The following is a 26165-nucleotide window of genomic DNA, read 5'->3' as shown; positions in this document are numbered from 1 at the left end:
TGCGATGACTGATCATCCGAACATTGGGGTGTTTCGGCGGACCTTTGCCGCGTTCACGGCGGGCGACATGGTGGCGCTGGCGGAGCTGTTCCACCCCGATGTGGTGTGGCATACCCCCGGTCAGGGCCCGCTGGCCGGCGAGTATCACGGTCGTGAGGCGACGTTCGATGCGTTCCAAAAAGAATTCCAGCTCTCAGGGGGCACGTACCGCCCACAACTCCATGATGTGCTCGCCAACGACATGCACACGGTCGCCCTGCTCCACGCCACGGCCTCGCGTGAAGGCAAGGAGCTCGACATGGATTACGTGATCGTCTTCCACATCCGAGACGGAAGGATCACCGAGGGCTGGGACCTCTGGTCCGATCAGCAGGCATACGACGAGTTCTGGTCGTAGCGACACCCAACCCGTCACTCAACGTGCGGCTCCACAGCAGCTGAGCCAGAACCCATCTGCGGCACTTCTACGCCTCGGTGCTGCTGGACGCCGGAGAGAGCATCAAGGCTGTCAGCGAGTACCTGGGCCACTCCGACCCGGGGCTCACGCTGAAGGTCTACGCCCACCTGATGCCGAGCAGTCGGGACCGCGCACGGCAAGCGCTCGGCAGGGCCCTGAGGCCGGACGACTCCCCGCGCTGAGGGCCCAGCGTGGGCCCAGAGAGAGAAAATGCCCCTGCCCTGCACCGTACGCGCAGGTCAGGGGCATGATCACTAGTCTTACTTCTTCTTGCCCTGGTTCTTCACGGCCTCGATCGCCGCCGCCGCCGCGTCCGGGTCCAGGTACGTGCCGCCCGGCTTCAGGGGCTTGAAGTTCTCGTCGAGCTCGTACGCCAGCGGGATGCCCGTCGGGATGTTCAGGCCCGCGATGGCCTCGTCCGAGATGCCGTCCAGGTGCTTGACCAGCGCGCGCAGGCTGTTGCCGTGGGCCGCGATCAGGACCGTCTTGCCGTCCAGGAGGTCCGGGACGATGCCGTCGTACCAGTACGGCAGCATCCGGTCGACGACGTCCTTCAGGCACTCCGTCCGCGGGCGCAGCTCCGGGGGGATCGTCGCGTAGCGCGGGTCGTCGGACTGCGAGAACTCCGTGCCGTCCTCGAGCGGCGGCGGCGGGGTGTCGTACGAGCGGCGCCAGAGCATGAACTGCTCCTCGCCGAACTCCGCGAGCGTCTGCGCCTTGTCCTTGCCCTGGAGCGCACCGTAGTGGCGCTCGTTCAGGCGCCAGGAGCGGTGGACCGGGATCCAGTGGCGGTCGGCGGACTCCAGCGCCAGCTGCGCCGTGCGGATGGCGCGCTTCTGGAGGGAGGTGTGCAGTACGTCGGGCAGCAGGCCGGCGTCCTTCAGCAGCTCACCGCCGCGGACCGCCTCCTTCTCGCCCTTCTCGGTGAGGTTGACGTCCACCCAGCCGGTGAACAGATTCTTCGCGTTCCACTCGCTCTCGCCGTGGCGGAGGAGGATCAGCTTGTACGGTGCGTCGGCCATGCGCCCGAGCCTAATAGACGCCCGACGATTGACGCGCACCGTCAATTCGCTGGCGTCCGGCACATGAGATGCGTAAGTTACGAGGGCCGCTAGAGGGACTTACACACACGGGGGCCGGCCACACATGTCCATCGACTCGCTCAGACGATCAGCTCGCGCGACCGTCTCCGGTCTTCCCGGCGGCTTCTGGTGGCTCTGGCTCTCCACACTGGTCAATCGCACCGGCGCCTTCGTCCTCACCTTCCTGTCGCTGTACCTGACCCAGGAGCTGGGGCACTCGGCCTGGTTCGCCGGCCTCGTCGTCGCCCTCCACGGTCTCGGCGGTGTCGCCGGATCCCCGCTCGGCGGGACGCTCGCCGACAAGTGGGGCCGCCGTCCGACCATGGTCACCATGCACCTGGTGACGGCCTCCTGCGCCGCCGCCCTCTCCCTGGTCACCACCGCCTGGGGCGTCGCCGCCGTCGTGCTGCTGATGGGCGTCTCGATGCAGGCCGTGCGCCCCTCCATCCAGGCCACCATCGCCGACATGGTCCCCGAGCACGACCGCCGCCGGGCCTTCGCCCTCAACTACTGGGCTCTCAACCTCGGCTTCGCCGTCGCCGCCTTCGGTGGTGGCGCCGCGATCTTCCTCGGCTACCGCACTCTCTTCCTCGTCGAGGCCGTGGCCACCACCCTCTGCGCCCTGATCGTCTTCCTGCGGCTGCCCGAGACCCGCCCGGAGGCCCGCCGCGACCCCGCCGGCGAGGTCGTGGAGAAGGACCGCGTCAGCGTCCTCGACGTCCTGCGCGACGCACCCTTCCGCACCCTCGTCCTCCTCAACCTCCTCGTCTGCCTCGTCTTCACCGCCCCCTGGGTCGGTCTGCCCCTCACGGTGGCGGAAGCCGGCCTGAACCCCGGCGCGTACGGCCTGGTCATCGCCACCAACGGCGTCGTGATCGTCGGCTTCCAGCTGCTGGTCAACAGGGTCACCGACAAGCGCTCGCCGGCGATGCTGCTCACCGTCTCCTCGCTGCTCTTCGCGCTCGGCACGGGCGCGACCGCGCTGGCCGGCACACCGCTGGTGTTCGCCGCCACCGTGGTCGTGTGGACCATCGGCGAGATGGTCCACGTCCCCACCAACGCCGCCGCCACCGCCAAGCTCGCCCCCGAGCACGCGCGGGGCCGCTACCAGGGCGTCATGGGCATGTCCTGGGCCCTGTCCGGCTTCCTCGCCCCGATCCTCGCGGGCTGGGTCGTGGACGGCCCGGGCACCGACACCCTGTGGGTGGCCTGCGGCGTCATCGGCTGCATCGCCGCCATCGGCTACGCCACGCGGCTCCGCAAGGCCCTGGACGAGGAGCCCGCACCCGCCCCGGTGAAGGCCGAGACGACGACGAGGACCGACGAGCTCGGCGCCCTCGCCAAGGCCGACGAGCCCGTCGCCCTCGCCAAGGCCGACGAGCCCGTCGCCCCCACCAAGGCCGACCAGTCCGAGTCACTCGCCCTCGCGGAGAAGACCGACAGCGGCGCCCTCAACGCCTGAGCATCCGCTGCGCCTCGTACAGGTTCCGGGGGCGGACCGCCCCCGGAGCCCCGTACGCCTCCACGCGCGCGTGGAGCTCGCCCGCGAAGTCCGGTACGTCGATCTGGTCGAACTCGCGCACTTCGCTGATACCGACCGTCGCGCTGTACGGGGCGATCGTGTCGATCTTGACGAGGCCCGCCCGACCGTTCGTCACGGTCACGTTCCAGTGGGTGAAGCGGGCGCCGTACAGCGGCCCGGCCGAGGCGTCCCCGCCGTGCCGGCCGTTGTTCTCGACCGTGATCTCCGTCCGTACGTTGGCGAACGGCATCCCCCGGTGGGTGTCGAAGGTGCCCATCTCCATCACCCCGCGCGACCAGACGTTGTAGCTGGACAGCCCCTCCACGTTGATGCCGTGGAGCTGGGTGCCCGCCGGGGCGGGGACCGTACGGGCCGCGATACGGAAGTCCTCGACGAGGTTGTCGTGGGCCCCTTCCCGGCAGAAGTACGGGTGATGGGAGCCCCGCCCCTCGACCCGGGTGCGCCGCAGTGTGCAGGCGGAGGCGGCGACCAGCCCGAAGCCGTTGTCGACATGGCGTACGACGACGTCTTCGGCCCAGCAGTCGTACGCGCACTGGAAGGTGACGCCGTTGTAGCCCTTGTCGAGGAGGTGCGGGGACTGCGGGGTCTCGACGGCTTCCAGGGTCAGCCCCTCGACGCCCGCGTCGGTGAGCGGCTCGGCGAGGGTGGTCAGCCGCGGGTCCCACTCCGGGCGGACGTCCAGCGGGAGGGGGCGTTCCAGCGTCGCCTTCCGGCCCTGTACGGACATCACCCGGACCGGCCACTCGTACGGCACGTACGAGGTCAGTTTGGTCTTGTCGTCCCAGGAGTACGCCTCGGGGCCCGCGCCCCCGCCCGCCATGTGCTCCAGGAGCGTGTGGCCCGCGTCGTCGGCGAGGCGGAGCAGAACCAGCTGTCCCCGCCGGAGGACTGACGGGTCGTCGACGGTCACGGACCAGTCGCCGCGCCGGGCGGGGCGGACGGTGGTCAGGGTCCGCCACTCGTCGCGCTGGTTGCCGGTCCAGCCCTCGAAGGGCCAGGCCCGGGCGCGGATCGCGGCGACGAGGGAGGCGTGCCGGGCGTGCGGGGCGAGCCAGATGAGGCCGCCGGCCCAGGACCAGGAGGACTTGTCGCCGCCGTAGCGCGAGCCGTAGGGGCCGACGAGTTCGGTGAGGTGCTTCGTCGCGAGGAGTTTCGTACGGGCGGATCCGGCGCCGCGCAGCACCACACCGCTGTGGGCCACGCGGATGAAGTCGTCGATGCGGTACGTGCCGGGCGGGACGAGCACCGTGCCACCGCCGCGCTCCCCCGCCTCGGCGAGGGCCCGGTTGATGGCGGCCGCGGAATCGGTGGAGCCGTCGGGGGTGGCGCCGTAGGAGAGGACGTCGGCGACGACCGGCGGCCGGGTGGCGCCGCGGCGGGCGCCGGCGCGGCCGACGTAGGGGATCTGGGGGTGGGTGTACGGGGAGCGCGCGTACTCCTCCCAGAGGGGGGAGGTTCCCGTCGGCCGGAAGCCGGTCGTGGCGGCCACTCCCACCGCCACCGCACCGCCCACGAACTGCCTTCTGTTGATTCCCATGAGCCCCGCCTTTCACGGATGTGAACGACATTCAGATGTGCGACGGCGGCGAGCATGGCACGGCCAGGGCAGGGTGCGGAAGGGGTCGTGCGCCTACGGGCGTGCGCCGATGGGCACACCGAGGGAACAGCCGTCAGTTCGAGGGCTTCTGGGTCAGATTCGTGAACGCGTCGAGGTTCCGGGTCGACTCGCCGCGCGAGACCCGCCACTCGTACTCGCGCCGGATCGCGCTCGCGAAACCCAGCTCCAGAAGGGTGTTGAAGGAGCCGTCCGCCGCTTCGAGGACGGAGCCGAGGAGCCGGTCCAGCTCGTCCGGCGTGACGGCGGCGAGCGGGAGCTTGCCGGCCAGGTAGATGTCGCCGAGGCCGTCGACCGCGTAACTCACGCCGTACAGCTTGAGATTGCGCTCCAGGAGCCAGCGGTGCACGCCCGCCTCGTTCTCGTCGGGGTGGCGGATGACGAAGGCGTTCAGCGAGAGGGAGTGGCGGCCGACACGCAGCGAGAGCGTCGTGAACAACTTGCGCGTACCGGGGAGCTTCACCACGTACGAGCCCGGCTCGGGTGACTCCCACTCCAGTTCGGCGTCCTTGAAGGTGTCCTCGATGACCCGCCGCACGTCCTCAGCCATGGTGCGAGCGTACGCGACGGCGATGATCGTGCATCGCCGCCGTGTACACGTCCGCCGTTCCGGAGGCCGCCGTGTCCCAGCCGAAGGACCCCGCGTGCCGGGCCGCCGCCGCGCCCATCCGGGCGGACAGTGCCGGGTCGGCCACGAACCGGCCGAGCGCCCGGGCGTAGTCGGCCGGGTCGTGCCCCGGGACGAGGAAGCCGGTGACGCCGTCCCTTACCGCCACCGGGAGCCCGCCGACCGCGGCCGCGACGACCGGAGTACCGGCCGCCTGCGCCTCTATGGCGACGAGCCCGAAGGACTCGCTGTACGAGGGCATGACCAGCACCGACGCCGCCCGGAACCAGTCCGCGAGGCGGTCCTGGCCGACCGGCGGGTGGAAGCGGACGACGTCCGCGATGCCCAGACGCGCGGCGAGCTTCTGCAGCCCCTCCGGCTTGGCGAGACCGCTGCCGCTCGGCCCGCCGACGACCGGCACGAGCATCCGCGAACGCAGCGACGGGTCCTCCTCCAGGAGCCGGGCCGCCGCCCGCAGCAGGATGTCGGGCGCCTTCAGCGGCTGGATGCGGCCCGCGAAGACGGGGATGAAGGCGTCGGCGGGCAGCCCGAGGCGGGCCCGCGCGGCCGCCCGGCCGTCGGCCGGGCGGAAGTGGTCGAGGTTGACCCCCGGATGCACGACCGCGACCTTCCCCGGCTCCGCCTCGTAGAAGCGGACGAGCTCGTCGGCCTCCTCCGCGGTGTTGGCGATCAGCCGGTCGGCGGCGCGGACGATCTGGGTCTCGCCGATCACCCGGGCCGCGGGCTCGGGGGTGTCGCCCGCGGCGAGGGCCGCGTTCTTGACCTTGGCCATGGTGTGCATCGCGTGCACGAGCGGGACGCCCCACCGCTCGGCGGCCAGCCAACCGACGTGGCCGGAGAGCCAGTAGTGGGAGTGGACCAGGTCGTAGTGGCCGGGGCGGTGGCCCGCCCACGCCTGCATCACACCGTGCGTGAAGGCGCAGAGCTGGGCCGGGAGCTCCTCCTTGGCCAGCCCCTCGTACGGACCGGCGTCCACGTGCCGGACCAGGACGCCCGGCGCGAGCTCGACGACCGGGGCGAGACCGCCGGTCGTGGCCCTGGTGAAGATCTCGACCTCGATGTTGATCGCGGCCAGCCGCTTGGCCAGCTCCACGATGTAGACGTTCATGCCGCCGGCGTCGCCGGTACCCGGCTGGTGGAGGGGCGAGGTGTGGACGCTGAGCATGGCCACCCGGCGCGGGGTCCGGGGGCGTCCGGGGAGCCGGAGCCGGGGCGGCGTCGCCAGGGAGCCGGCGAGCCGGGACACGTACTGGCTCACGTCGACGGTCCTTCCGCTGAGTGGGGGCGTAGCGGGCACTGCGGGGGATTGCGGGAACTGCGGGGTACTGCGGGGTACTGCGGGGTACTGCGGGAGTACGGGACTGCGGGACTGCGGGGACTGCGGGGACTGCGGGCACGGCGAAACGGACGGCGCACAGCGCCCTCCAAGCCGCACAACACCGGAATGGCACCATCCATTTCCGTTTTGCCAATTCATTGCCGTGACGGCACGGCGTGGCGCACCGCTTACGCTCGTTCCATGCCCCCGCGCACGACCCGCCCCCAGAGCTCCGCCTGGGGACACCCCCATGTCGCCTCGCCCGCCCCGGCCCGTCCCGTCGGCACGGCGACCCGCGGGACCACCAACCCCAACCGGCTGCGCCGCATGGACCGCTGGATCGCCGCCGTCCACGGACCCGCCCTGCGCCGGTCCGCCGAGCCGCCCGTCGCCGTCGACCTGGGCTACGGGGCCGCCCCCTGGACCGCCGTCGAGCTGCTCACCCGCCTGCGCACCGCCGACCCGCGCACCGAGGTCGTCGGAATCGAGATCGAGCCGGCCAGGGTCGCCGCCGCCGAGCCCTACGAGCGCGAGGGCCTCACCTTCGTGCACGGCGGCTTCGAGGTCCCGGTGCCGGGCGAGGTCGCGCTGATCCGGGCCGCGAACGTGCTGCGCCAGTACGACGAGGGCGAGGTCGCCGCGGTGTGGGCGCGGCTGTGCGCCCGGCTCGCCCCCGGGGGGCTGCTGGTGGAGGGGACCTGCGACGAGATCGGGCGGCGCCATGTGTGGGTGGCGCTCGACCGGAGCGGGCCGCTGACGGTGACCTTCGCGACCCGGCTCGGCTCGCTGGAGCGGCCCTCCGACCTCGCGGAGCGGCTGCCGAAGGCACTCATCCACCGCAATGTGCCGGGCGAGCCGGTCCACGCGTTCCTCCGGGACTTCGACCGGGCGTGGGCTGCGGCCGCTCCGTACGCCTCGCTCGGCGCGCGGCAGCGCTGGATCCGGACCGTACGCGATCTGGCGGCGGACTGGCCGCTGACGGACGGACACCGGCGGTGGCGGCAGGGCGAGGTGACCGTGCGCTGGGAGGCGCTGGCGCCTCGCTGAGAGACCGTCTTCGCCCTGCGCCCCGGGACGGCGCGCGCATCGCAACCCAGGGGCAGCCCCGCGCATCGCAACCCAGGGCAGCCCCGCGCATCGCAGCCCCGGGACGGCCCGCGCGCGTACCGAGGACCGTCCCTGCACTCCCGGCATCACCCCCGGGACCACCCGCGCACCGCCCCTGGGACCGTCCCTGCACCACCCCGGGGACGACCCGCACACCAACTGCCGGTGAATTCACGGGACGTCGGGAACGCAACTCCCACATCACTCGTCCCCTGTGGGGGACAGTGACCCGACAGGGACCGGTATCCCCTGTTGCTTTCACGTTTCGCATGGCACCATCGCCAAGGTCACTGCGAAGTTACTGACGGTAAATCAGATCCGGGACACATCAGGACCGTCCGAGGGGGAGCTTGTGAACCGACGCCGCTGCGCCACCGCCGCGATCACCGTGGTCTGTGCCCTGACGGTGCTGGCCTCTCCCGCGCTGACCCTTCAGGCCTCCGCCGCCCCGCGACCGCCCGCGGCACCCTCGGCGCCGCTGCCACCCGCGCCGCCGAAGAAGACCCTCGAAGAGGTACGCAAGGAGATCGACGGTCTGTACCGGCAGGCCGCCGCCGCCACCGACGCGTACAACCTCGCCGAGGAGAAGGCCAAGGAGCAGTCCGCCGAGATCGTGGAACTGGCCAAGATGATCGTGGCCGGCCGCGAGAAGATCGACGCGCTCAAGGCGCAGGCGGGTGCGGCGGCCCGCGCCCAGTACCGCAACGGCGGACTGCCGGAGGGCGCCCAGTTCGTCCTGACCGACGATCCGCAGCTCTTCCTCGACAACGCGGGCCGGCTCCAGCAGGGCCAGAAGGCCACCAAGGACCTGCTCGGCGAAATGACCAGGACACAGGCCCAGTTGGATGTCTACGCCAAGGAGGCGGGCATCAACTGGACCAAGCTCGAGGCCAACCGCGTGAAGCAGGCCGAGGCGAAGAAGGACATCGACGACAAGATCGCCGCGGCCAAGAAGCTGGAGTCCGAGCTGGCCGCCGAGGAGCGGGCGCGACTGCTGCGGCTCGAGGAGCAGGAGCAGTACAAGGCGCAGACCGCCTGGTTGAGCACCGGCGTCCTCAAGGGCCTGAGCGCCAAGGCGACTCCGCAGGGCAAGCAGGCGGTGGAGTACGCGACGGCGCAGATCGGCAAGCCGTACGTCTGGGGTGCGGAGGGCCCGGGTTCGTTCGACTGCTCGGGGCTGACCCAGCGGGCCTGGGGGGTGGCCGGCCGGGCCATCCCGCGCACCTCGCAGGAGCAGTGGCGGCTGCTGCCGCGCGTGGACATCAAGGACATGCGGCCCGGCGACCTGATCGTCTACTACAAGGACGCGAGCCACATCGGGATGTACGTCGGCAACGGCGCGATCGTGCACGCCCCGAGGCCGGGGCGGAACGTGACGCTCGCGGGGGCGGGCTCGATGGAGATCCTGGGAGTCGTCCGCCCGGAGTGAGCTGTACCGGAGCAGATCCGCCGCCCGGAGCGAGACGTTCCCGAGCAGATCCGCCGCCCGGAGCGAGACGTTCCCGAGCGGATCCGCCGCCCGGAGTGGGACGTTCCGGAGCAGATCCGCCGCCCGGAGTGGGACGTTCCGAAGGAAGCCCGCCGCCCGGAGTGGGACGTTCCGGAGCGAGACCACCCGTAATGCGGTGTTCCGAAGCGGGACCGCCCGGAGTGAGACGTTCCGCACCCTCGACGGGCGCGGTCCCACCCTCCCCGGGCGTGATGTTCATCATGGCCTCGAAGGCAACAACCTCCCCATGCGCGGCATATGCCAAGGGCTTGTCGGTCCTCGTGGCGTGATCGCCATTCCGCTGCCCGCCGGGGTACCGCTATGGTCCCGGTCAGGCGGGACGTCGTTCGTCGCCCTGCCGCCCTCGGGGGGAGGGAAGGATTCAAGACCGATGCCCGTACCCGTACCGCGACAGAGAAACGACTCTGCTGCGGCAGGCGCTGTCACCGCTGCCGCGGCCGCCCCGGCCGCCACGGCCGCGACCGGCACCGATCTCACCCTCCTGGTCGTCGAGGACGACCCGGCGGGTGCCCTTGCCGTACCCGAACTGCTCGACGCCGACGGGACCCGCGTCCGTATCCGCACCGCCCGCAACCTCACCGAGGCCGAGCGGCTGCTCACCGACGACGTGCACTGCGTCCTGGTCGACCTGGCCCTGCCCGGCCCCCGCGCGGCCGGTGACGACCCCCTGGCGCCCCTGCGGCACGTCCTGCGGCTCGCGCCGCGCCACGCCGTCCTGGCCCTCGCGGCCTCGGCCGACGCGGCGCTGGCGGCGGAGGCCGTACGGGTCGGGGCCCAGGACCACCTCTTCCGCGAGGAGCTCGACGGCCGGCTGCTGAGCCGGGCCATCCGGTACGCGGTCGAGCGCAAGCGGGCCGACGCGGTGCAGGTGAAGCTGACCGAGTCGCGGCTGCGGGCCCAGGAGAACGCACGCCTTGAGCGCGGGCTGCTCCCCACCCCTCTCCTGGAGGGCTCCGAGCTGCGCTTCGCGGCCCGCTACCGGCCCGGTCGCTCGCGCGCCCTGCTCGGCGGGGACTTCTACGACACCGTCCGGACCCCCGACGGCACGGTCCACGCCATGATCGGCGACGTCTGCGGGCACGGCCCGGACGAGGCCGCGCTCGGCGTGGAGCTGCGTATCGCGTGGCGGGCGCTGACCTTCGCCGGCCTGTGCGGGGACGAGCTGCTCTCGACGATGCAGCAGGTCCTGGAGCACGAGCGGGAGAGCGAGGAGATCTTCGCGACGCTCTGCACGGTCGACATCGCCCCGGACGGGCGCCGCGCGGGCCTGTGCCTGGCCGGACACCCCTCCCCGCTGATCGCCCGGCAGGGCAAGGCGGCACGGCTGCTGCCGTACGAGGACGGCGGCCCGGCCCTCGGACTGCTGCCGCGCGCCCGCTGGCCGCGGCGCCAGGTGGAGCTGGGTGGGGCGTGGAGCCTGCTGATGTACACCGACGGCCTGATCGAGGGCCGCTCGGCGGGCCCGGGTTCGCCGCGGCTCGGCCAGGACGGGATGGTCGAGATGATCAACCGGCAGCTGGCGGAGGGCCTGCGGGGCGAGGAGCTCCTGGAGGCGGCGGTGACCGAGGTGCGCGCGCTGAACGGCGGGGAGCTGACGGACGACGTCGCGGTCCTGGCACTGGAGAGGGCCCGGGGATGACCCCCGGGCCCTTGGGTCCGCTCGCGCGTCCTCCAGCTCCACCGGCCTGTGCCGCCACGGGCCGCCCCGCGGCTCCACCGGGCCCGTGTCTCCACCAGCCTGTGGCTCCTACCGGCCTGTGTCTCTACCGGCCTGTGACTCCTACCGGCCTGTGTCTCTACCGGCCGCCGTTGTAGGGCCCGTACGGCCCGTCGCTGCTGGAGCCGCCGCGCCGGCCGCCTCCACCTCCGCCGGAGATCTGCTTGATCGCGGGCCGGACGTCGACCATGAAGACGATGGCGGCGATGAGGCCTGCGATCTGCAGGAAGAGCATGCCCAGAACCAGGTTCAGGACGAGGTTGATGCTGAGGATGATCAGCCAGAACTTCTTGGTCTGCTTGTCGGCCGCGCGATACGCGTCCTCGCGTGCCATGGCGGCGAAGACGAACGAGACGAGGGCGAAGCCGAGGAAGACCAGGTCGGTCACCAGTGAGAGACCGAGGTCGAATCCGTCGCGCAACATGTCTAACCGCCTAGTCGGTGAAGTGAGCGCCTCGCGGCCAAGGTACCCGGTACAACGCACCGGGCACCCTGATTGGTGCCCCGCCCCGCCCCGCCTTACTTCTCGGCGGCGACGGTCTTCTTGGCGACCGGCTTGCGGGCGGTGGTCTTGCGGGTGGACTTGGGCGCCTCGGCCTTGGCAGCAGGCTCCTCCGCCTTGGTCTCGGCCTTGGCCGCCGGCTTGGCCTCCGGCTCGGGCTCGACGACGACAGCGATCTCGGTGATCTCCTCGGCCATCTCACCGCGCCACGCCCTCACGGCCTCCTCGCCGTGCGCGGCGACCTCCTCGTACTTCTCGCGCGCCTTGACCGCGTACTCGGCGGCGACGCCGACGCCCCGAAGGGCCAGGTCCTGGGCGGTCTCGCCGAGCTTCTTCAGGTCGGTGTCGAGGCTGCCGACGACCTCGGCGAACTTCGACTGCACGGTGGCCTGGGCCTCCTTGGCCCGGTCGGCCACCTTGTCCTGCACGGCCTTGGGGTCGGTCTTGCGCACGGCGTCGATCCGCGCGGGCGCCTCGGCGGCGATCTGCTCGATCAGCCCCGGGACCTTCTTGGCCTGCTGGACGGCGAGGTCGGCGGTGCCGGCGGCGAAGTAGAGGGGGGTACGCAGTTCTTCGATGATGGCCATGGGTGTGGTCCTCCCGGATGTGTACGTACTAGCTCACGGTTCGTTCGGCATCGGGAGCGGCGTCGTCACCGTCGACGGTCTCGGCGGCGCTCTCAGCAGCGTTCTCGGCGGCGTTCTCCTTGCGGAAGGAGTCGTAGATCTGGAGCAGTACCTGCTTCTGCCGCTCGTTGATCGAGGGATCGGCGAGGATGACGGCGCGCGTCTCCAGCTCGTCCCGTTCCTTCTCGTCGAGAATCCCGGCCCGCACGTAGAGAGTCTCGGCGGAGATCCGCAGCGCCTTGGCGACCTGCTGGAGCACCTCGGCACTGGGCTTGCGCAGTCCCCGCTCGATCTGACTCAGATACGGATTGGACACCCCGGCGGCCTCCGCGAGCTGCCGCAACGAGAGCTGCGCGGTGCGCCGCTGCTCGCGGAGGTACTCGCCAAGATTGCCGACGTTGAGTGATGCCATGCCCCGACGATGCCATCGCCTGCTAACTATTGCAAGCACCTGCTTGCAAGAGTGTCGCGGCTCACCGGCGTCACGGACACAGCCGCCCCAGGAGCCCCGGGACGCGTTCGACGCATGGGTCGCCGCCTTCCGGCCCGAGGCGGGCGGGGGAGCCCCGCCGCCCTGATCCACCGCTCGCGGGCTGTCGGCCGCAGGTGGGCCGCCTACGGGAGGATCGAGTCCACGTACCCGCCGTCCACCCGCAACGCACCACCGGTGGTGGCGGAAGCCTGGTCGGAGGCGAGGTAGACCACCATGTTGGCGATCTCCTCAGGTTCGATCAGGCGCTGGATCAGCGACTGCGGGCGGTACTCGCGCATGAACGCGCGCTGCGCCGCGTCCCACGGCAGGTCGCGGTCGACCAGCTCGTACACGAACTCCTCCACGCCACCGGTGTGGGTGGGCCCGGCGATCACCGAGTTGACCGTGACCCCGGTGCCGGCCGCCTGCTTGGCGAAGCCGCGCGTGACGGACAGCAGCGCCGTCTTGGACATGCCGTAGTGGATCATCTCGGCCGGGACGACCACCGCCGAGTCGCTGGCGATGTTCTGGATCCGGCCCCATCCGCGCTCGCTCATACCGGGCAGGTACTGACGGATCAGCCGCACCGCGGCCAGCACGTTCACCTCGAAGTAGCGGCGCCATTCGTCGTCGCTGATCTCCAGCGGGTCGGCGGGGCCGAAGATGCCGAGGCTGTTCACCAGGATGTCCACCTGGGGCAGCGCGTCGGCCGCGTGGCGCGCGCCCTCCTCGGTGGTGATGTCGGCGACGACCGCGACGGGCTCCGCGCCGGGCGCGTCACGACGGATGTCGGCGACGGTCCTCTCCACCCGTTCCTCCGTCCGGCCGTTGACTCCGACCCGCGCCCCGGCCCGGGCCAGGCCGGTGGCGATGGCGGCGCCGATGCCCTGGGTGGAGCCGGTGACCAGCGCGGTACGTCCTGTCAGATCGATGCGCATGAGCAGACCTGTCCTTACAGCTCTCGTGCGGGTGTGCGGGGGTCGTGATCAGTTCCCCTACCCGGTCCGCGCCCGCCGCAACGGGACTTCCCCCCTCCCGCCCTTCGGACGGCCCCGGAAAACGGACGCCTCCGGAAGACGTGCGACGATCAAGGCGTGGAGCGGTGGCCGCCGCCGAACTTCCCGAGAATGGGCCCGATGGACGACGACGAGGTACGCGCGCGTTTCGACGGTCGTGCCCGCGTCGAGTTGATCCTGGGCGATGTCACGGCCTCGAGAAGGCGCCGGATCGAGGAGATCGCCCACGCGCTCGGCTACCGGCCGCTCGCCGTCCACAACCTCGGCTACGGCCGCGTCCGACTCGACCACGCACGTGACGAGGACCCGCGCGCACGCCGCCGCGCCGAACTGACCGTCGCCCGGCTGCGCGCCGGCGGTCCGCTGCTGCCGGCGGTCGAGCCGCCTCCGCCCCCGCCATGTGCCACGCCTCCCCCGCCGCCCTCGGCGCCCTCGCAGACCCGGCCCCGGCAGCCCGGCCGCCCCTGGTCGGCGCCGCCCCCGCCACCGCCCGTCGCGGCTCCGCCCGGACCGCGGATTCCACCCCCGCCGCCCTTCCCGCCGCCTCCGCCGCCCGCGCCTCCGGCCAACTGACGGTCCTTCGCGGAGACATGGGCCCACGCGGCCACGCCGGCTCCTCCTCGAACCCCTGCCGCCACGACGGGGCGAAGGCGACGGCGAAGGCCAAGGCGATGGCCGGATGTGACAGAGAGCCGTCATTGCGGTCATCGGGCGGCCTCGCCACGATGGACGCATGTCCCCCGCATCCCCCGCACACCGCGTCGTCATCGCGGTCTTCCCCGACGTCGACCTGCTCGACGTCACCGGCCCGGCCGAGGTCTTCGCCCTGGCCAACCGGGAGACCGGCGGCCGGGCGGGTTACGCGGTCCGGCTGGCGGGTCCCGGCGCCGAACCGGTCGTCACCTCGGCCGGGGTGCGCCTGGTGCCGGACCTGACCTTCGCCGAGGTGGGGGCCGCGGTGGACACGCTGCTGGTGCCCGGTGCGGTGGACCTGGGCCCGGACGGTCCGGTGGCCCGGGTCGACGACACCGTCGTGGAGTGGGTGAAGGCCACCGCTCCGCACGCACGGCGCATCGCCTCGGTGTGCGTGGGTGCGCATCTGCTCGCGGCCGCCGGGCTGCTCGACGGGCGGCGGGCGACCACGCACTGGTCGACCGCGGCACAACTCGCCGCCGAGCACCCGCGGGTGAGGGTCGACGCCGATCCGATCTTCGTCCGCTCCGGCCGGGTGTGGACCGGGGCGGGCATCAGCACCTGCATGGACCTGGCGCTCGCCCTGGTCGCCGAGGACCACGGCGAGGAGTTGGCGCTGGCCGTGGCCCGACAGCTGGTGATGTACCTCAGGCGGCAGGGCGGCCAGAGCCAGTTCAGCGTGCCGCTGAGCCGACCGGTGGCGGCCCGCAGGGACATCGACGAGCTGCGCGTGTTCATCACTGAGCACCTCGACGGCGATCTGTCGGCGCCCGCACTGGCCGAGCGCATGTGCCTGAGCGAGCGTCACTTCGCCCGCGTCTTCCGCCAGGAGACGGGCACCAGCCCTGCCTCCTACGTGGAAGCGGCCCGGGTCGAGGCGGCCCGGCGCCTGCTGGAGACCACCGACCAGCAGCTGGAACAGATCGCGTCGGCGGTCGGGATGGGCTCGGTGGAGACGCTGCATCGCGCGTTCCGCAAGCAGATCAGCACCACCCCGGCCGCCTACCGCCGCCGCTTCCGCACCACTGCCTGACCCGCACCACTTCCCGACCCGCGCCGCCGCCGCTTCCGCACCACTTCCCGACCCGCACCACCGCCGCTTCCGCACCACTTCCCGACCCGCACCACCGCCGCTTCCGCACCACTTCCCGACCCGCACCACTTCCGGACCGCACCACTGCCTGACCCGCACCACCGCCGCTTCCGCACCACTTCCCGACCCGCACCACTTCCGGACCGCACCGCTCCCCGACCCGCACCACCTCCTGACCCACACCACTTCCCGACCCAAACCTCTTCCGAACCGGCGAGCCGCCGCGACCGCGGCCTCGCCATGCCGCCACGCCTGATTCCCTCCCGAAAGGAACCTCTCCTCCATGAACGCCTCCGCGACCCTCCGCAGCGTGATCGGCCTCGACAACACGCTGCCCCGCCTCGGCGACACCACCCTGATCATGATCGACTTCCAGAACACCTACCGCTCCGGCGTCATGGCCCTCGAAGGCGCCGAGCCCGCCCTGGCCGCAGGGGCCCGCCTGCTCGCCGCCGCCCGCTCGGCGGGCACGCCGGTGGTCCACGTCGTCAACGACGGCGGCGAGGGCACCCCGTACGACATCCGTGCCGAGATCGGCGCGATCAGCCCCGAGGTGGCGCCGGCCGAGGGCGAGGCCGTCGTCGTCAAGCAGGTCCCCAACGCCTTCCACGCCACCGACCTGGAGAAGACGCTGCGTGACCTGGGCGCCGGACCCGACCTGGTCCTCGCCGGGTTCATGACCCACATGTGCGTCACCTTCACCGCACAGGGCGCCTTCAACCTCGGCTACCGGCCCACCGTCGTCGCCGAGGCGACCGCCACCCGCTCCCTGCCCGCGCCCGACGGCGGCACGGTGCCCGCCGCCACGCTCCAGACGAGCAGCCTGACCACCATCGCCGACCTCTTCGGCCTCGTGGCACCCACCGTCGACCACCTCACCGGCGCAGCGTGACGCGGAGCGCAGCAGGGAGCACCTCCACGGAGCGCGCACTCGCCTCGACGCGAGGGTCGTCCCTTTTCCGATAATCCGCTACGGATCGACCTTCGCTACCCTGGCGACCATGACCGCCATGGCGCCCACCCGCACCGAACCCGACCTCTCCTTCCTCCTCGACCACACCAGCCACGTCCTGCGTACGCAGATGAGCGCGGAGCTCGGGGAGATCGGGCTTACCCCCCGGATGCACTGCGTCCTCGTCCACGCCCTCGAGGAGGAGCGGACACAGGCGCAGCTCGCCGAGATCGGCGACATGGACAAGACCACGATGGTGGTGACCGTCGACGCGCTGGAGAAGGCCGGGCTGGCCGAGCGCAGGCCGTCCAGCACCGACCGGCGGGCACGGATCATCGCGGTGACCGAGGAAGGGGCGAAAGTCGCCGCGAAGAGTCAGAAGATCGTCGACGGGGTGCACGAGAGCGCCCTCACCTCCCTGCCCGACGACGAGCGCGAGGTGCTACTACGAGCACTGAACCGCCTGGTCACAGGGCATCTGGCAACACCCGCCGAGAGCTCCAGGCCGGCCCGTCGGGCGCGCCAGAAGGGGTAGCGGACACCAGCCGGAACAGCGACCACCCGACTCTCGATCCGTAGAAGATAGTCTGCAACAAAACTATCTGCTACGGTCTCTCCTGTTGGACCCGACGACAGGAGAGACCGCCATGCCTGCCACCTCAGCCCCCGCGGCGACAGCCGTCCCCTCGCGCTCCCGCTGGCTCGCCCTCGGCGTCCTGGCCACGGGGATGCTGATGACGATCCTCGACGGCAGCATCGTCACCGTCGCCATGCCGGCCATCCAGAGCGACCTCGGCTTCACCCCGGTCGGACTCAGCTGGGTCGTCAACGCCTACCTCATCGCCTTCGGCTCGCTGCTCCTGCTCGCCGGCCGCCTGGGCGACCTGATCGGCCGCAAGCGGATGTTCCTCGCGGGTACGGGACTGTTCACCGCCGCCTCACTCCTCGCCGGCGTCGCCACCTCCCCCGGCGTCCTCATCGCAGCCCGTTTCCTCCAGGGCGTCGGCAGCGCGATGGCCTCCGCCGTCAGCCTCGGCATCCTCGTCACGCTCTTCACCGCGCCGCGCGAACGGGCCAAGGCCATCGCCGTGTTCAGCTTCACCGGCGCGGCGGGAGCCTCGATCGGCCAGGTCCTCGGCGGCGTCCTCACCGAGGCGCTCACCTGGAACTGGATCTTCTTCATCAACCTCCCCATCGGCATCGCGGCGCTTCTCGTCGCCCTCCCCGCGCTACCGGGCGACCGCGGGCCCGGCGTGAAGGCCGGAAGCGGCGCGGACGTCCCCGGCGCGCTGCTCGTCACCACCGGCCTGATGCTCGGGATCTACGCGGTCGTCAAGATCGAGGAGTACGGCGCCGCTTCGGCCCACACCCTCGGCCTGGGTGCCTTCTCCCTCGCCCTCCTCGGCGGCTTCCTCGTCCGCCAGACCAGGACCGCGAACCCCCTGCTGCCACTGCGGATCTTCCGCTCACGCAGCGTCTCGGGCGCCAACCTGGTCCAGATGCTGATGGTCGCCGCGCTCTTCTCCTTCCAGATCCTCGTCGCGCTCTACATGCAGAAGGTCCTCGGTTACGGCGCGGCCAAGACCGGTCTCGCGATGCTGCCGGCCGCGGCCGTCATCGGCGCCGTGTCCCTCGGCGTCTCCGCCCGGCTGATCGCCCGCTTCGGCGAGCGCACCATCCTGCTCACCGGCCTCGCCCTCCTCGTCGGCGTCCTCGGACTGCTGACCCGGGTGCCCGTGAACGCCTCGTACGTCACCGACCTGCTGCCCGTGATGCTGCTGGCCGCCGGCTTCGGCCTCGCGTTCCCCGCCCTCACCTCGCTCGGCATGTCGGGCGCGAAGGAGGAGGACGCGGGCCTCGCCTCCGGCCTGTTCAACACCACCCAGCAGATCGGCATGGCGCTCGGCATCGCGGTGCTCTCCACCCTGGCCGCCTCCCGCACCGAGTCCCTCACCGCGGCGGGCCGCCCCGCCGCCGAGGCCCTGACCAGCGGCTACCACCTGGCCTTCGGGGTCGGTGCCGCCCTCGTCCTCGCCGCCTTCGCGGTCGCGCTCACCGTCCTGCGGCAGCCGAACCGCGGAGAGACGAAGAGCCGGGAGACGCGGGCCCAGGAACCGGAGACGCGGGAGCCGAAGACGCGGGAGCGTGAGACGCGGGAGCCGGAGACGCAGGAGCCGAAGACGCAGGAGCCGAAGACGCAGGAGCCGAAGACGCAGGAGCCGAAGACGCGGGAGCGGGAGACGCGGGAGCGGGAGACGCGGGAGCGGGAGACGCGGGAGCGGGAGACGCGGGAGCGGGTCGCAGAGCCCGCCTCGTGAGGGCCACCCCCGCCAGCACGACCGCCATCCCGGCCACCACCCGTACCGTCAGCGGTTCGTCGAGCACGAGGGCCCCGAGCGTCACCGACACCACCGGCAGCAGATAGCCGACGGTCGCGGCGCTCGTCGGGCCCTCGTCCGCGATCATCCGGTAGTTGAGGTGGAAGGTGAGACCGGTGGCGAAGATCCCCAGGACGACGACCGCGAGCACCCCCGTCCACGTCAACCGGGCCTCGCCACCGGAGGCCAGGGCGGGCACGCTCAACGCCGTCGCCGTCAGCAGCTGCGCGGCGGAGAGCGCCAGCGGCGCGGTGCCCCGGTCGGTGAGCCGGCGGGCCATGTACGCGAAGGCCACCGCGTAACTCGCCGAGGCCGCGAGCAGGGCGAGCGCGCCGAGGCTCATCAGACCGCCGTCGCCGCTCCACGGGGCGAAGATCAGCAGCACACCGCCGAAGCCGAGGACCAGACCGCAGACCCGCGCCGCGGACAGCGGGCGCTCCGTACCGAGAGCCAGGCCGATGAGCAGGGACCACAGTGGGGTGGTGGCGTTGAGGACGCCCGCGGTACCGCTGTCCACGGTCTGCTCGCCCACGCCGAACAGGAAGAACGGCAGGGCGTTGCAGAAGAAGGCCGCGACGACAAGCCGCCCCCAGGTCCCCCGGTCCCGGGGCAGCCGCTGCCGCGCCGCGTACGCGAGGGCGAGGAGCACGCCCGCGCCGAGCAGACACCGTACGAAGGTGATCCACCCCGGGGTGAGGCCGTGGTCGAGGGCCAGTTTGATCCACAGGAAGCCGGAGCCCCAGAGCAGGGCCAGGACTGCCATCCGTATCGCCGATGTCATGGCCTCCACGGTCCTCGCCACGACTCGACAGGACAAGCGAAGAATCATGCATCCAGCGTTAAGCTGTGCTACATGCTGGATGTGAGACGTATGCAGGTGCTTCGGGCGGTGGTGTCCAGCGGTTCCGTCACCGCCGCCGCGGCGAACCTCGGCTACACCCCCTCCGCCGTGAGCCAGCAGATCGCGGTCCTGGAGAAGGAGGCCGGCATCGCCCTGCTCGAACGCTTCGGCCGGGGAGTCCGCCCGACCGCGGCGGGGCGGCTGCTCACCGAGCACGCGGCCGTGATCGGCCGGCAGGTCGCGGAGGCGGAGACGGCCCTCGCCGATCTGCGGGCAGGCCGCACCGGGCAGATCGTGGTGCGCTACTTCGCCACGGCGGGCGCCGATCTCGTCGCCCCCGCCCTGGCCCGGTTCCGGGACGAACACCCGGGTGTGCGGGTCGACTTGCGGCTGGTCGGCGAGTCCGCGACGGACGAGGAGGAGCAGGCGGACCTCACCCTCGCCGTACGGCCCCGGGGCACGGCCGGCGAGGGGGTCGGGCTCGTCCATCTCCTCGACGATCCGTACCGCGTCGTGCTGCCCAAGGGCCACCCGCTCGCCGACCGCCGGACCGTCGAGCTGGCGGAGCTCGCCGACGAGCCCTGGGTCGGCAGCGAGCGGCCGGGCCCGTGCCTCGACGCCGTCCTGGCGGCGTGCGCGGCGGCCGGGTTCACCCCGGACATCGCGGTGGAGTGCGAGGAGTACGCCACCGCGCAGGGCTTCGTCGCGGCCGGTCTCGGCATCAGCCTGGTGCCCCTGCTGGGCCTGGGCAGCCGCCATCCGCAGGTGGTCGTCCGCCGGGTGCGCGGCCCGGAGCCGGTCCGCTCGATCCACGCGGCGGTACGGGAATCCTCCCTGGCCCTGCCTGCGGTACGCGATCTCCTGGCAGCGCTTCGGAGCGACCGACCCGGCCGGTGACGGCGCTCCGGAGCGACTCACCGGCCCGACGACGGCGCTCCGAAGCGACCGATCGACCGACGGCAGCACTCCCCGAGCGACCGATCCACCCAACCGCAGCACCCCCCGAGCGACCGATCGGCCCGGTGACGGCCCCCCGAGCGACCGATCGACCCAACCGCAGCACTCCCCAAGCGACCGATCGGCCCGGTGACGGCCCCCCGAGCGACCGATCCACCCAACCGCAGCACCCCCCGAGCGACCGATCGGCCCGATGACGCCCTCCCGAGCGACCGATCGACCCAACCGCAGCACTCCCCAAGCGACCGATCGGCCCGATGACGCCCTCCCGAGCGACCGATCGACCCCACCGCAGCACTCCCCGAGCGACCGATCGGCCCGGTGACGGCCCTTCAGGAGACGTGACCGCCCGGTCACCGCACCTCAGAGAGCCTGAGCCCCCGCCAGGCAGGCGGGCAGCGGCTCGCCGTGGACGATGTCCAGCCGGGAGACGGCCCGGGTGAGCACGACATAGAGCCGGTGCAGGCCCCGCTCCTCGGCCGCCACGATCGCGGCGGGCTCGGCGACGACGACGTGGTCGTACTCGAGCCCCTTCGCCGTCGTCGCCGGCAGCACGGACAGCCGCGAGCCCCCGGCCCCCTCCAGCACCCCCTCCAACGCCCGCGCCAGCGGCCCGACCTGGTCCTCCGCCGCGATCACGCCCACCGAGCCCTCCTTCGCCAGCGCCGCGCGGACCGCGCCGACGACGCCCGCGGCCACGTCCGCGACCCGGGCGACCGTCACCTCCCCGTCCGCGCGCAGCGACCGCCCGGCCGGCACGTCCGTCCCCAACTCCGGCAGCAGCCGGTTGGCGAGCTCGACGATCGCGGCCGGGACCCGATAGCCGGTGGTCAGCGGCACGATCTCGGCCTCCGGCTTGCCCAGATGGGCCAGTTGCTCGCGCCAGTCGCGCGCCGCCCACGGGGTGGTCCCCTGAGCCAGGTCGCCGAGCACGGTCAGCGAACCGAAGACCGCGCGGCGGGCGACCGCCCGACACTGCATCGGGGACAGGTCCTGGGCCTCGTCGACGACGACATGGCCGTAGCCCTCGGGGCGGGCGATCAGCCCGGCCACTTCGTCGAGCAGGACGAGGTCGGCGGCGCTCCACTTCGCCGAGCGGGGGGAGCGGGGCGGTTTCGTCCAGCGGATCGCGTCCCGTTCGGGCTCGGACAGCGCCTCGTCGCGCGGATCGGTCAGGACCTCGGTGAGCACCTCCTGGGGTGTCGTCCTCGGCCAGCAGGCGTCCACGAACGCCGAGACCGGCCGGGCCCGTTCGATCCTCCTCACCCAGGTATTGCCCAGGGGGCCGGCGCGCCGTTCCGCCGCGAGCTGGAGGACGCGCACGACCCGGGCGCGGACGCGTTCGCGGCCGGTGGCGTAGGGCGGGGCCTCCTCCCGTACCGCCGTGACGATCTCCGCGAGCTCCTCCGGCCCGATGCGCAGCCGGAGCGGGCCGTCGGCGAGGGTCAGCTCCCCTTCGGGGACGGCCACGCGCGCGTACAGGGCCCGGCGCAGCACCCCGGCCATGCGGAGGTCGTGCTTGACCCGCGCCGCCGTCTCGCCGTCCGTCGCACGCACTTCGTGGAGGGCGATCTCCTCGTCGACGGTCGACTGCCGGATCCCGGTCTCGCCGAGGGCGGGCAGCACCTCGGAGATGTAGGAGAGGAACGTGCGGTTGGGGCCGAGGACGAGGAGGCCGGAGCGGCGGACGCGCTGTGGGTGGGTGTAGAGGAGGTACGCGGCCCGGTGCAGGCCGACGGCGGTCTTGCCGGTGCCCGGCGCGCCCTGCACGCACACGGAGGCGGTGGGCTCGGACCGTACGAGATCGTCCTGTTCGGGCTGGATGGTGGCGGCGATGTCCCGCATCGGACCGACGCGGGGCCGCTCGATCTCCCCGGACACCAGGGGGCTGAGTCCCGGATCCTCGCCGGCGGCGAGGTACTCGTCCTCCAGGCCGGTCAGATCGGCCGAGTCGCCCAGGCTGTACGGGGCCCAGCCGAACCGGCGCCTCCGGACCAGGCCCTGCGGGTCGTGGGATCCGGCCTGGTAGTAGGCGCGGGAGACGGGGGCGCGCCAGTCGACGACGAGCGGCGGGGCGGCCGGGTGCTCGGCGATCCGGCGGCGGCCGATGTGGTGGGTCTGGCCGTCCTCGCGGTCGAGGCGGCCGAAGAAGAGGGGGCCGGGCGGCTGCTCGCCGAACTCCTTGGCCTGGGTGCGCAGGTGGTAGCCGAGCGCCTCGGCGTCGGCGCCGGAGGCGGCGGCGTTCTCGCCGATGACGACCTGTTCGGCCACGTCCTCGGCCATCCGGGCCAGGGCTGCGTGGCAGGCGTCGTGGTGGGTCCGTTCCTGGAGGAGTTCATGGTCGAGAGACGTCATGCGCCCACCCTAGGCGAATAACGTTACCGAGTTAAATTTCTTATCGAGTCACAGGTAGCAGGGTCACCCGTACGCGAGACCGTCCCGCAGCGCACGGAAGGCCCCTTCGGCAGCCGCCACCGCATCCGGATGCACGGCGTCCGCGCTCTCCCCCGCCGCGATCCGGCGCACGTTGTCCTCCGCCAGGATCCGCAGGACGGCCACGATCTGACCGGCCGCGAGCCGCGCCTCCAGGCCGGGACCACCGCCGCCGGGACCACCGCCGTCGAGCGCTTCCGCGAGGGCCGCCTCCGACCGGCTCTGGTACGCGTGGAGCCGCGCGACCAGCGCCGGAGTGCCGTACAGCAGGCGCTGGAAGGCGAGGACGGCCGGGTGGTCACAGAGCCCGGTCACCGGCTCGTGCCGCTCCAGACCGGCGAGGACGTGCGCCCGCAGCGCGTCGAGCGGCGCGACCCCCTCGCCACGCCCGGCCACCACCCGGGCCGCCTCGTCCTCGTGGTCCGCGAACCGGTAGAGCGCGAGGTCCTCCTTGCTCGGGAAGTACCGGAAGAGCGTCGGCTTGGAGACCTCGGCCGCGGCCGCGACCTCGGCGACCGAGACGGCGTCGAAGCCCTTCTCCAGGAAGAGCGTGATGGCGGCCTCCGAGATGGCCTGCCGGGTCCGCTCCTTCTTCCGCTCCCGAAGCCCGGTCACTTCCCGCCCTCCCTCTCCACCAGCAGCGCGACCCCGTCGAGGATCCGCTCCAGACCGAAGCGGAACTCGTAGTCCGGCTCGTCGGGCTCGTCCATCACGCCCGAGTCGAGCATCCGCGCCACCGCCGGATAGCGGGCCGGATCGGCGAGGCGCCGAAGGGTGTGGCCGTAACGGGCGAGCACCTCCTCGGGACCCTGCCCGCTCGCGCTGATGACGGCGGCGAGGTCGGCCATCATCAGTGCCTCGTTGCGCACGAATCCGCCGACCAGCATGATCACCGAGATCTTGGCGCCCTCGTCGAGGCCGGTGCCCTCCAGGGCCTCCATCGCCCGTTCCCACCAGGCGACCGTGTTCGGCGTGGCCGGCGGGCCGGAGAGCGGGACGCGGAGCATCCAGAGGTTGCGGTGGTAGACCTCGCGGATCGCCCAGGACCAGTGCTCGATCCCCTCACGCCAGCCGGTGCCGGCCGGAAGGGGCTCGGGCGGGGCACCCGTGGCCACGTCCTGCATCAGGACGTACAGCTCGCTCTTGGCGCCGACGTACCGGTAGAGGGACATGGTCGAGACGCCGAGCTCCTTGGCGATCCGCCCCATGGAGACCGCGTCGAGCCCTTCCGCCGCGGCGATGCCGGTGGCCGTGGCCACGATCCGGTCGAGGGTGAGCCCGGGCTTGGGGCCCTTGGAGGGGCGCTCACGCAGCCCCCAGGCGGCCTCGATGCTCGCGGGCAGGAAGCCCCCGCCGCCCTCGCCCTTGTCGTCCGCCACCACAGCCGCCCTTCATCCGCTTGACGACCATCCTAGTAATGCGTAACCCTTACACAGTAACGCGTAAGGCATACGCAGTACTGATCGGGGCCTGCGCCCCACCGATCCCAGGGGGAACCGCCATGCCATCCGCCATCGAAGCCACCGGCCTGCGCAAGGCCTACGGAGACCTCACGGTCCTCGACTCCCTCGACCTCGATGTCGAACAGGGCACCGTCTTCGCCCTGCTCGGCCCCAACGGCGCCGGGAAGACCACCACCGTGCGCATCCTCGCCACCCTCACCGCACCCGACGCCGGGCACGCGCGCGTGGCGGGGCACGACATCGTCACCGGACGCTCCCGGGTCCGCCGCGCCATCAGCCTCACCGGCCAGTTCGCCGCTGTCGACGAGACCCAGACCGGTGCCGAGAACCTGCGCATGATGGCCCGCCTCTCGGGCCTCTCCCGCGCGGCCGCCGACCGGCGCGCCGCCGAACTCCTGGAGCGCTTCGGCCTCACCGCCGCCGGCGGGCGCCTCGCCCGGACGTACTCGGGAGGCATGCGGCGCCGCCTCGACCTCGCGGCCGGGCTCGTCCGCGACTCCGAGGACACCGCGGTGATCTTCCTCGACGAACCGACCACCGGCCTCGACCCGCGCAGCCGCAAGGAGCTCTGGCAGGTGGTCCGGGAGCTCTCCGACAGCGGGACCACCGTCTTCCTCACCACCCAGTACCTGGAGGAGGCCGACCGGCTCGCCGACCGCATCGCCGTCATGGACTCCGGCCGGATCGTCGCCGAGGGCAGCGCCGACGTACTCAAGTCACGCGTCGCCGGCCACCGCCTCGACCTCGTCCTGCGCGACCACGACACCTACCTCCGGCTCGCGGACCTGGCGAGCCGCCACTCCCCCGACGCGCCCGCCCCCAGCCACCACTCCCCCGACACGCTCACCCTGGCCCTCCCGACCGACGGCAGCGCCGCCCAGGTACGGACCCTCCTCGACGCGCTCGACCCGGACCGCACGGACATCGTCCGCTTCTCGCTCCACACCGCGACCCTCGACGACGTCTTCCTCGCCCTGACCGACAAGGAGCCCGCCCATGTCTGACGTCCTCACGGTGACCGGCACCCTGACCGGCCGGGGCATCCGCATCAGCCGCCGCAACATCGACGCCGTCATCACCTCGATGATGCTGCCGATCATGCTGATGCTGATCTTCGTCTACTTCTTCGGCGGAGCCATCGACACCGGAACCCAGTACGTGACGTACGTCGTGCCCGGCGTCCTCATCCTCTGCTCCGGCTTCGGTTCCGCCGGCACCGCCGTGGCCGTCAGCGAGGACATGAAGGGCGGCATCATCGACCGGTTCCGCTCGCTCGACATCGGCGGTACGCCGATCCTCGCCGGCCATGTCGGCGCCAGCGTGGCCCGCAACCTCATCGCCACCGCGCTCGTCCTCGGCGCCGCCTTCGCCATCGGCTTCCGCCCCTCGGCCACACCACTCGGCTGGCTCGCCGCGATCGGCCTGCTCGTCGCCTTCATCACGGCGATCTCCTGGCTGTCCGCGGCCGTCGGGCTGCTCACCCGCACCCCCGAGGCGGCGGGCGGAGTCACCTTCTTCATGATGTTCCTGCCCTACCCGAGCAGCGCGTTCGTCCCGATCGAGACCATGCCCGGCTGGTTGCACGGCTTCGCCGAACACCAGCCGGTGACCCCGGTCATCGAGTCGCTGCGCGGACTGCTGCTCGACCAGCCGGTCGGCAACACCCCGTGGATCGCGCTGGGTTGGTGCGCCGCCCTGCTCGCCTTCGCGGTCGCCGCGTCCGGAGCGCTCTTCCGACGCCGGACGGCATGACCGCCGCCCG

The 26165-nt window shown here is 72.1% G+C and carries 24 protein-coding genes and 2 pseudogenes; 14 read left to right on the top strand and 12 right to left on the bottom strand.

What is annotated here, in order from left to right:
• Window positions 1-4 precede the first annotated feature (4 nt).
• Both ACZ561_RS32010 and ACZ561_RS32005 read left to right on the top strand, forming a co-directional pair.
• Window positions 5-397, top strand: coding sequence for a nuclear transport factor 2 family protein (locus tag ACZ561_RS32010; protein WP_471001699.1), 393 nt, complete (start codon window positions 5-7; stop codon window positions 395-397).
• A 53-nt stretch (window positions 398-450) separates the two neighbouring features.
• Window positions 451-639 (top strand): annotated as a pseudogene (locus ACZ561_RS32005) (site-specific integrase); the annotation flags it as partial.
• Between the two features lie 78 nt (window positions 640-717).
• On the opposite strand, the gene ACZ561_RS32000 reads toward ACZ561_RS32005, so the two are convergent.
• On the bottom strand, window positions 718-1479 hold the full coding sequence (locus ACZ561_RS32000) for a phosphoglyceromutase (RefSeq protein ID WP_471001696.1): 762 nt from the start codon (window positions 1477-1479) through the stop codon (window positions 718-720).
• Window positions 1480-1603: 124 nt separating this feature from the next.
• On the opposite strand from ACZ561_RS32000, the gene ACZ561_RS31995 reads away from it, so the two are divergent.
• The gene (locus tag ACZ561_RS31995; protein WP_471001694.1) at window positions 1604-3001 is read left to right on the top strand and encodes an MDR family MFS transporter; all 1398 of its coding nucleotides are present in this window, start codon (window positions 1604-1606) and stop codon (window positions 2999-3001) included.
• Here ACZ561_RS31995 and ACZ561_RS31990 read toward each other — a convergent pair.
• The 3 genes from ACZ561_RS31990 to mshA form a co-directional block, all read right to left on the bottom strand.
• Window positions 2991-4619 (bottom strand): glycosyl hydrolase family 28-related protein, encoded by a 1629-nt coding sequence (locus ACZ561_RS31990; RefSeq protein ID WP_471001691.1) that lies wholly within the window; start codon window positions 4617-4619, stop codon window positions 2991-2993. The genes ACZ561_RS31995 and ACZ561_RS31990 overlap by 11 nt on opposite strands.
• A 133-nt stretch (window positions 4620-4752) precedes the next feature.
• Window positions 4753-5247, bottom strand: a complete 495-nt coding sequence (locus ACZ561_RS31985) for a type III secretion system chaperone family protein (protein WP_471001688.1) — start codon at window positions 5245-5247, stop codon at window positions 4753-4755.
• Window positions 5240-6583, bottom strand: a complete 1344-nt coding sequence (gene mshA / locus ACZ561_RS31980) for a D-inositol-3-phosphate glycosyltransferase (RefSeq protein ID WP_471001686.1) — start codon at window positions 6581-6583, stop codon at window positions 5240-5242. Before mshA ends, ACZ561_RS31985 begins: the two co-directional genes overlap by 8 nt.
• Before the next feature lie 387 nt (window positions 6584-6970).
• On the opposite strand from mshA, the gene ACZ561_RS31975 reads away from it, so the two are divergent.
• The 3 genes from ACZ561_RS31975 (at window position 6971) to ACZ561_RS31965 (ending at window position 10899) form a co-directional block, all read left to right on the top strand.
• Window positions 6971-7690 (top strand): class I SAM-dependent methyltransferase, encoded by a 720-nt coding sequence (locus ACZ561_RS31975; RefSeq protein ID WP_471002072.1) that lies wholly within the window; start codon window positions 6971-6973, stop codon window positions 7688-7690.
• A gap of 412 nt (window positions 7691-8102) precedes the next feature.
• On the top strand, window positions 8103-9179 hold the full coding sequence (locus tag ACZ561_RS31970; RefSeq protein ID WP_471001683.1) for a C40 family peptidase: 1077 nt from the start codon (window positions 8103-8105) through the stop codon (window positions 9177-9179).
• 451 nt (window positions 9180-9630) lie between these two features.
• Entirely contained in the window at window positions 9631-10899 is a 1269-nt protein-coding gene (locus ACZ561_RS31965; RefSeq protein WP_471001680.1) for a PP2C family protein-serine/threonine phosphatase, read from the top strand.
• 157 nt (window positions 10900-11056) lie between these two features.
• Here the strand turns inward: ACZ561_RS31965 and ACZ561_RS31960 are convergent, their stop codons facing one another.
• From ACZ561_RS31960 to ACZ561_RS31945, 4 genes are all read right to left on the bottom strand, one after another.
• Window positions 11057-11401 carry a DUF2516 family protein gene (locus ACZ561_RS31960; protein ID WP_376433172.1) on the bottom strand — a complete coding sequence of 115 codons (345 nt, stop codon included), beginning with the start codon at window positions 11399-11401 and terminating at the stop codon, window positions 11057-11059.
• Window positions 11402-11496: 95 nt separating this feature from the next.
• Window positions 11497-12066, bottom strand: coding sequence for a hypothetical protein (locus ACZ561_RS31955; protein WP_471001677.1), 570 nt, complete (start codon window positions 12064-12066; stop codon window positions 11497-11499).
• Window positions 12067-12094: 28 nt separating this feature from the next.
• A complete protein-coding gene (locus ACZ561_RS31950; protein WP_376433168.1) occupies window positions 12095-12517 on the bottom strand; it encodes a helix-turn-helix domain-containing protein in 423 nt (140 codons plus the stop codon).
• Between the two features lie 203 nt (window positions 12518-12720).
• Window positions 12721-13515, bottom strand: a complete 795-nt coding sequence (locus ACZ561_RS31945; RefSeq protein WP_471001674.1) for an SDR family NAD(P)-dependent oxidoreductase — start codon at window positions 13513-13515, stop codon at window positions 12721-12723.
• A gap of 198 nt (window positions 13516-13713) precedes the next feature.
• Here ACZ561_RS31945 and ACZ561_RS31940 point away from each other — a divergent pair, with 198 nt between their 5' ends.
• The 5 genes from ACZ561_RS31940 (at window position 13714) to ACZ561_RS31920 (ending at window position 18649) form a co-directional block, all read left to right on the top strand.
• Window positions 13714-14166, top strand: a complete 453-nt coding sequence (locus tag ACZ561_RS31940) for a hypothetical protein (RefSeq protein WP_471001671.1) — start codon at window positions 13714-13716, stop codon at window positions 14164-14166.
• A gap of 160 nt (window positions 14167-14326) precedes the next feature.
• Window positions 14327-15319: a GlxA family transcriptional regulator gene (locus tag ACZ561_RS31935; protein WP_471001668.1), complete on the top strand. Its 993-nt coding sequence runs from the start codon at window positions 14327-14329 to the stop codon at window positions 15317-15319.
• Window positions 15320-15662: 343 nt separating this feature from the next.
• The gene (locus ACZ561_RS31930; protein WP_471001665.1) at window positions 15663-16271 is read left to right on the top strand and encodes an isochorismatase family protein; all 609 of its coding nucleotides are present in this window, start codon (window positions 15663-15665) and stop codon (window positions 16269-16271) included.
• Window positions 16272-16380: 109 nt separating this feature from the next.
• Window positions 16381-16866 (top strand): MarR family winged helix-turn-helix transcriptional regulator, encoded by a 486-nt coding sequence (locus ACZ561_RS31925; RefSeq protein ID WP_471001662.1) that lies wholly within the window; start codon window positions 16381-16383, stop codon window positions 16864-16866.
• Window positions 16867-16978: 112 nt separating this feature from the next.
• Entirely contained in the window at window positions 16979-18649 is a 1671-nt protein-coding gene (locus ACZ561_RS31920) for an MFS transporter (RefSeq protein WP_471001659.1), read from the top strand.
• Window positions 18650-18704: 55 nt separating this feature from the next.
• On the opposite strand, the pseudogene ACZ561_RS31915 reads toward ACZ561_RS31920, so the two are convergent.
• Window positions 18705-19472 (bottom strand): annotated as a pseudogene (locus ACZ561_RS31915) (DMT family transporter); the annotation flags it as partial.
• A 90-nt stretch (window positions 19473-19562) separates the two neighbouring features.
• Between ACZ561_RS31915 and ACZ561_RS31910 the strand changes: the two are divergent.
• Window positions 19563-20447, top strand: coding sequence for a LysR family transcriptional regulator (locus ACZ561_RS31910; protein WP_471001656.1), 885 nt, complete (start codon window positions 19563-19565; stop codon window positions 20445-20447).
• Between the two features lie 423 nt (window positions 20448-20870).
• On the opposite strand, the gene ACZ561_RS31905 is transcribed toward ACZ561_RS31910, so the two are convergent.
• The 3 genes from ACZ561_RS31905 to ACZ561_RS31895 all read right to left on the bottom strand — a co-directional run bounded on the left by ACZ561_RS31905 (window position 20871) and on the right by ACZ561_RS31895 (window position 24319).
• Window positions 20871-22862 carry a HelD family protein gene (locus ACZ561_RS31905; protein WP_471001654.1) on the bottom strand — a complete coding sequence of 664 codons (1992 nt, stop codon included), beginning with the start codon at window positions 22860-22862 and terminating at the stop codon, window positions 20871-20873.
• Between the two features lie 63 nt (window positions 22863-22925).
• On the bottom strand, window positions 22926-23555 hold the full coding sequence (locus ACZ561_RS31900; protein WP_471001651.1) for a TetR/AcrR family transcriptional regulator: 630 nt from the start codon (window positions 23553-23555) through the stop codon (window positions 22926-22928).
• Window positions 23552-24319: a TetR/AcrR family transcriptional regulator gene (locus ACZ561_RS31895; RefSeq protein ID WP_471001648.1), complete on the bottom strand. Its 768-nt coding sequence runs from the start codon at window positions 24317-24319 to the stop codon at window positions 23552-23554. The genes ACZ561_RS31900 and ACZ561_RS31895 overlap by 4 nt, the downstream gene beginning before the upstream one ends.
• Window positions 24320-24441: 122 nt before the next feature.
• On the opposite strand from ACZ561_RS31895, the gene ACZ561_RS31890 reads away from it, so the two are divergent.
• Window positions 24442-25407 (top strand): ATP-binding cassette domain-containing protein, encoded by a 966-nt coding sequence (locus tag ACZ561_RS31890; protein ID WP_471001645.1) that lies wholly within the window; start codon window positions 24442-24444, stop codon window positions 25405-25407.
• Window positions 25400-26155, top strand: coding sequence for an ABC transporter permease (locus ACZ561_RS31885; protein ID WP_471001642.1), 756 nt, complete (start codon window positions 25400-25402; stop codon window positions 26153-26155). Before ACZ561_RS31890 ends, ACZ561_RS31885 begins: the two co-directional genes overlap by 8 nt.
• The last annotated feature ends 10 nt before the right edge of the window (window positions 26156-26165 follow it).

The sequence above is a fragment of the Streptomyces sp. NPDC039609 genome, from assembly GCF_055596705.1.
The sequence above is the reverse complement of the archived record's forward strand: the minus strand, read 5'-3'. Positions and strand labels throughout refer to the sequence as shown.

What these genes read in the sequence shown, in the direction of transcription:
- ACZ561_RS31885 (WP_471001642.1), top strand. Translation starts at nt 25,400, where the DNA reads ATGTCTGACGTCCTCACGGTGACCGGCACCCTGACCGGCCGGGGCATC.
- ACZ561_RS31920 (WP_471001659.1), top strand. Translation starts at nt 16,979, where the DNA reads ATGCCTGCCACCTCAGCCCCCGCGGCGACAGCCGTCCCCTCGCGCTCC.
- ACZ561_RS32010 (WP_471001699.1), top strand. Translation starts at nt 5, where the DNA reads ATGACTGATCATCCGAACATTGGGGTGTTTCGGCGGACCTTTGCCGCG.
- ACZ561_RS31910 (WP_471001656.1), top strand. Translation starts at nt 19,563, where the DNA reads ATGCTGGATGTGAGACGTATGCAGGTGCTTCGGGCGGTGGTGTCCAGC.
- ACZ561_RS32000 (WP_471001696.1), bottom strand. Translation starts at nt 1,479, where the DNA reads ATGGCCGACGCACCGTACAAGCTGATCCTCCTCCGCCACGGCGAGAGC.
- ACZ561_RS31925 (WP_471001662.1), top strand. Translation starts at nt 16,381, where the DNA reads ATGACCGCCATGGCGCCCACCCGCACCGAACCCGACCTCTCCTTCCTC.
- ACZ561_RS31935 (WP_471001668.1), top strand. Translation starts at nt 14,327, where the DNA reads ATGTCCCCCGCATCCCCCGCACACCGCGTCGTCATCGCGGTCTTCCCC.
- ACZ561_RS31905 (WP_471001654.1), bottom strand. Translation starts at nt 22,862, where the DNA reads ATGACGTCTCTCGACCATGAACTCCTCCAGGAACGGACCCACCACGAC.
- ACZ561_RS31950 (WP_376433168.1), bottom strand. Translation starts at nt 12,517, where the DNA reads ATGGCATCACTCAACGTCGGCAATCTTGGCGAGTACCTCCGCGAGCAG.
- ACZ561_RS31965 (WP_471001680.1), top strand. Translation starts at nt 9,631, where the DNA reads ATGCCCGTACCCGTACCGCGACAGAGAAACGACTCTGCTGCGGCAGGC.
- ACZ561_RS31960 (WP_376433172.1), bottom strand. Translation starts at nt 11,401, where the DNA reads ATGTTGCGCGACGGATTCGACCTCGGTCTCTCACTGGTGACCGACCTG.
- ACZ561_RS31945 (WP_471001674.1), bottom strand. Translation starts at nt 13,515, where the DNA reads ATGCGCATCGATCTGACAGGACGTACCGCGCTGGTCACCGGCTCCACC.
- ACZ561_RS31995 (WP_471001694.1), top strand. Translation starts at nt 1,604, where the DNA reads ATGTCCATCGACTCGCTCAGACGATCAGCTCGCGCGACCGTCTCCGGT.
- ACZ561_RS31990 (WP_471001691.1), bottom strand. Translation starts at nt 4,619, where the DNA reads ATGGGAATCAACAGAAGGCAGTTCGTGGGCGGTGCGGTGGCGGTGGGA.
- ACZ561_RS31940 (WP_471001671.1), top strand. Translation starts at nt 13,714, where the DNA reads ATGGACGACGACGAGGTACGCGCGCGTTTCGACGGTCGTGCCCGCGTC.
- ACZ561_RS31930 (WP_471001665.1), top strand. Translation starts at nt 15,663, where the DNA reads ATGAACGCCTCCGCGACCCTCCGCAGCGTGATCGGCCTCGACAACACG.
- ACZ561_RS31890 (WP_471001645.1), top strand. Translation starts at nt 24,442, where the DNA reads ATGCCATCCGCCATCGAAGCCACCGGCCTGCGCAAGGCCTACGGAGAC.
- ACZ561_RS31985 (WP_471001688.1), bottom strand. Translation starts at nt 5,247, where the DNA reads ATGGCTGAGGACGTGCGGCGGGTCATCGAGGACACCTTCAAGGACGCC.
- ACZ561_RS31955 (WP_471001677.1), bottom strand. Translation starts at nt 12,066, where the DNA reads ATGGCCATCATCGAAGAACTGCGTACCCCCCTCTACTTCGCCGCCGGC.
- ACZ561_RS31975 (WP_471002072.1), top strand. Translation starts at nt 6,971, where the DNA reads ATGGACCGCTGGATCGCCGCCGTCCACGGACCCGCCCTGCGCCGGTCC.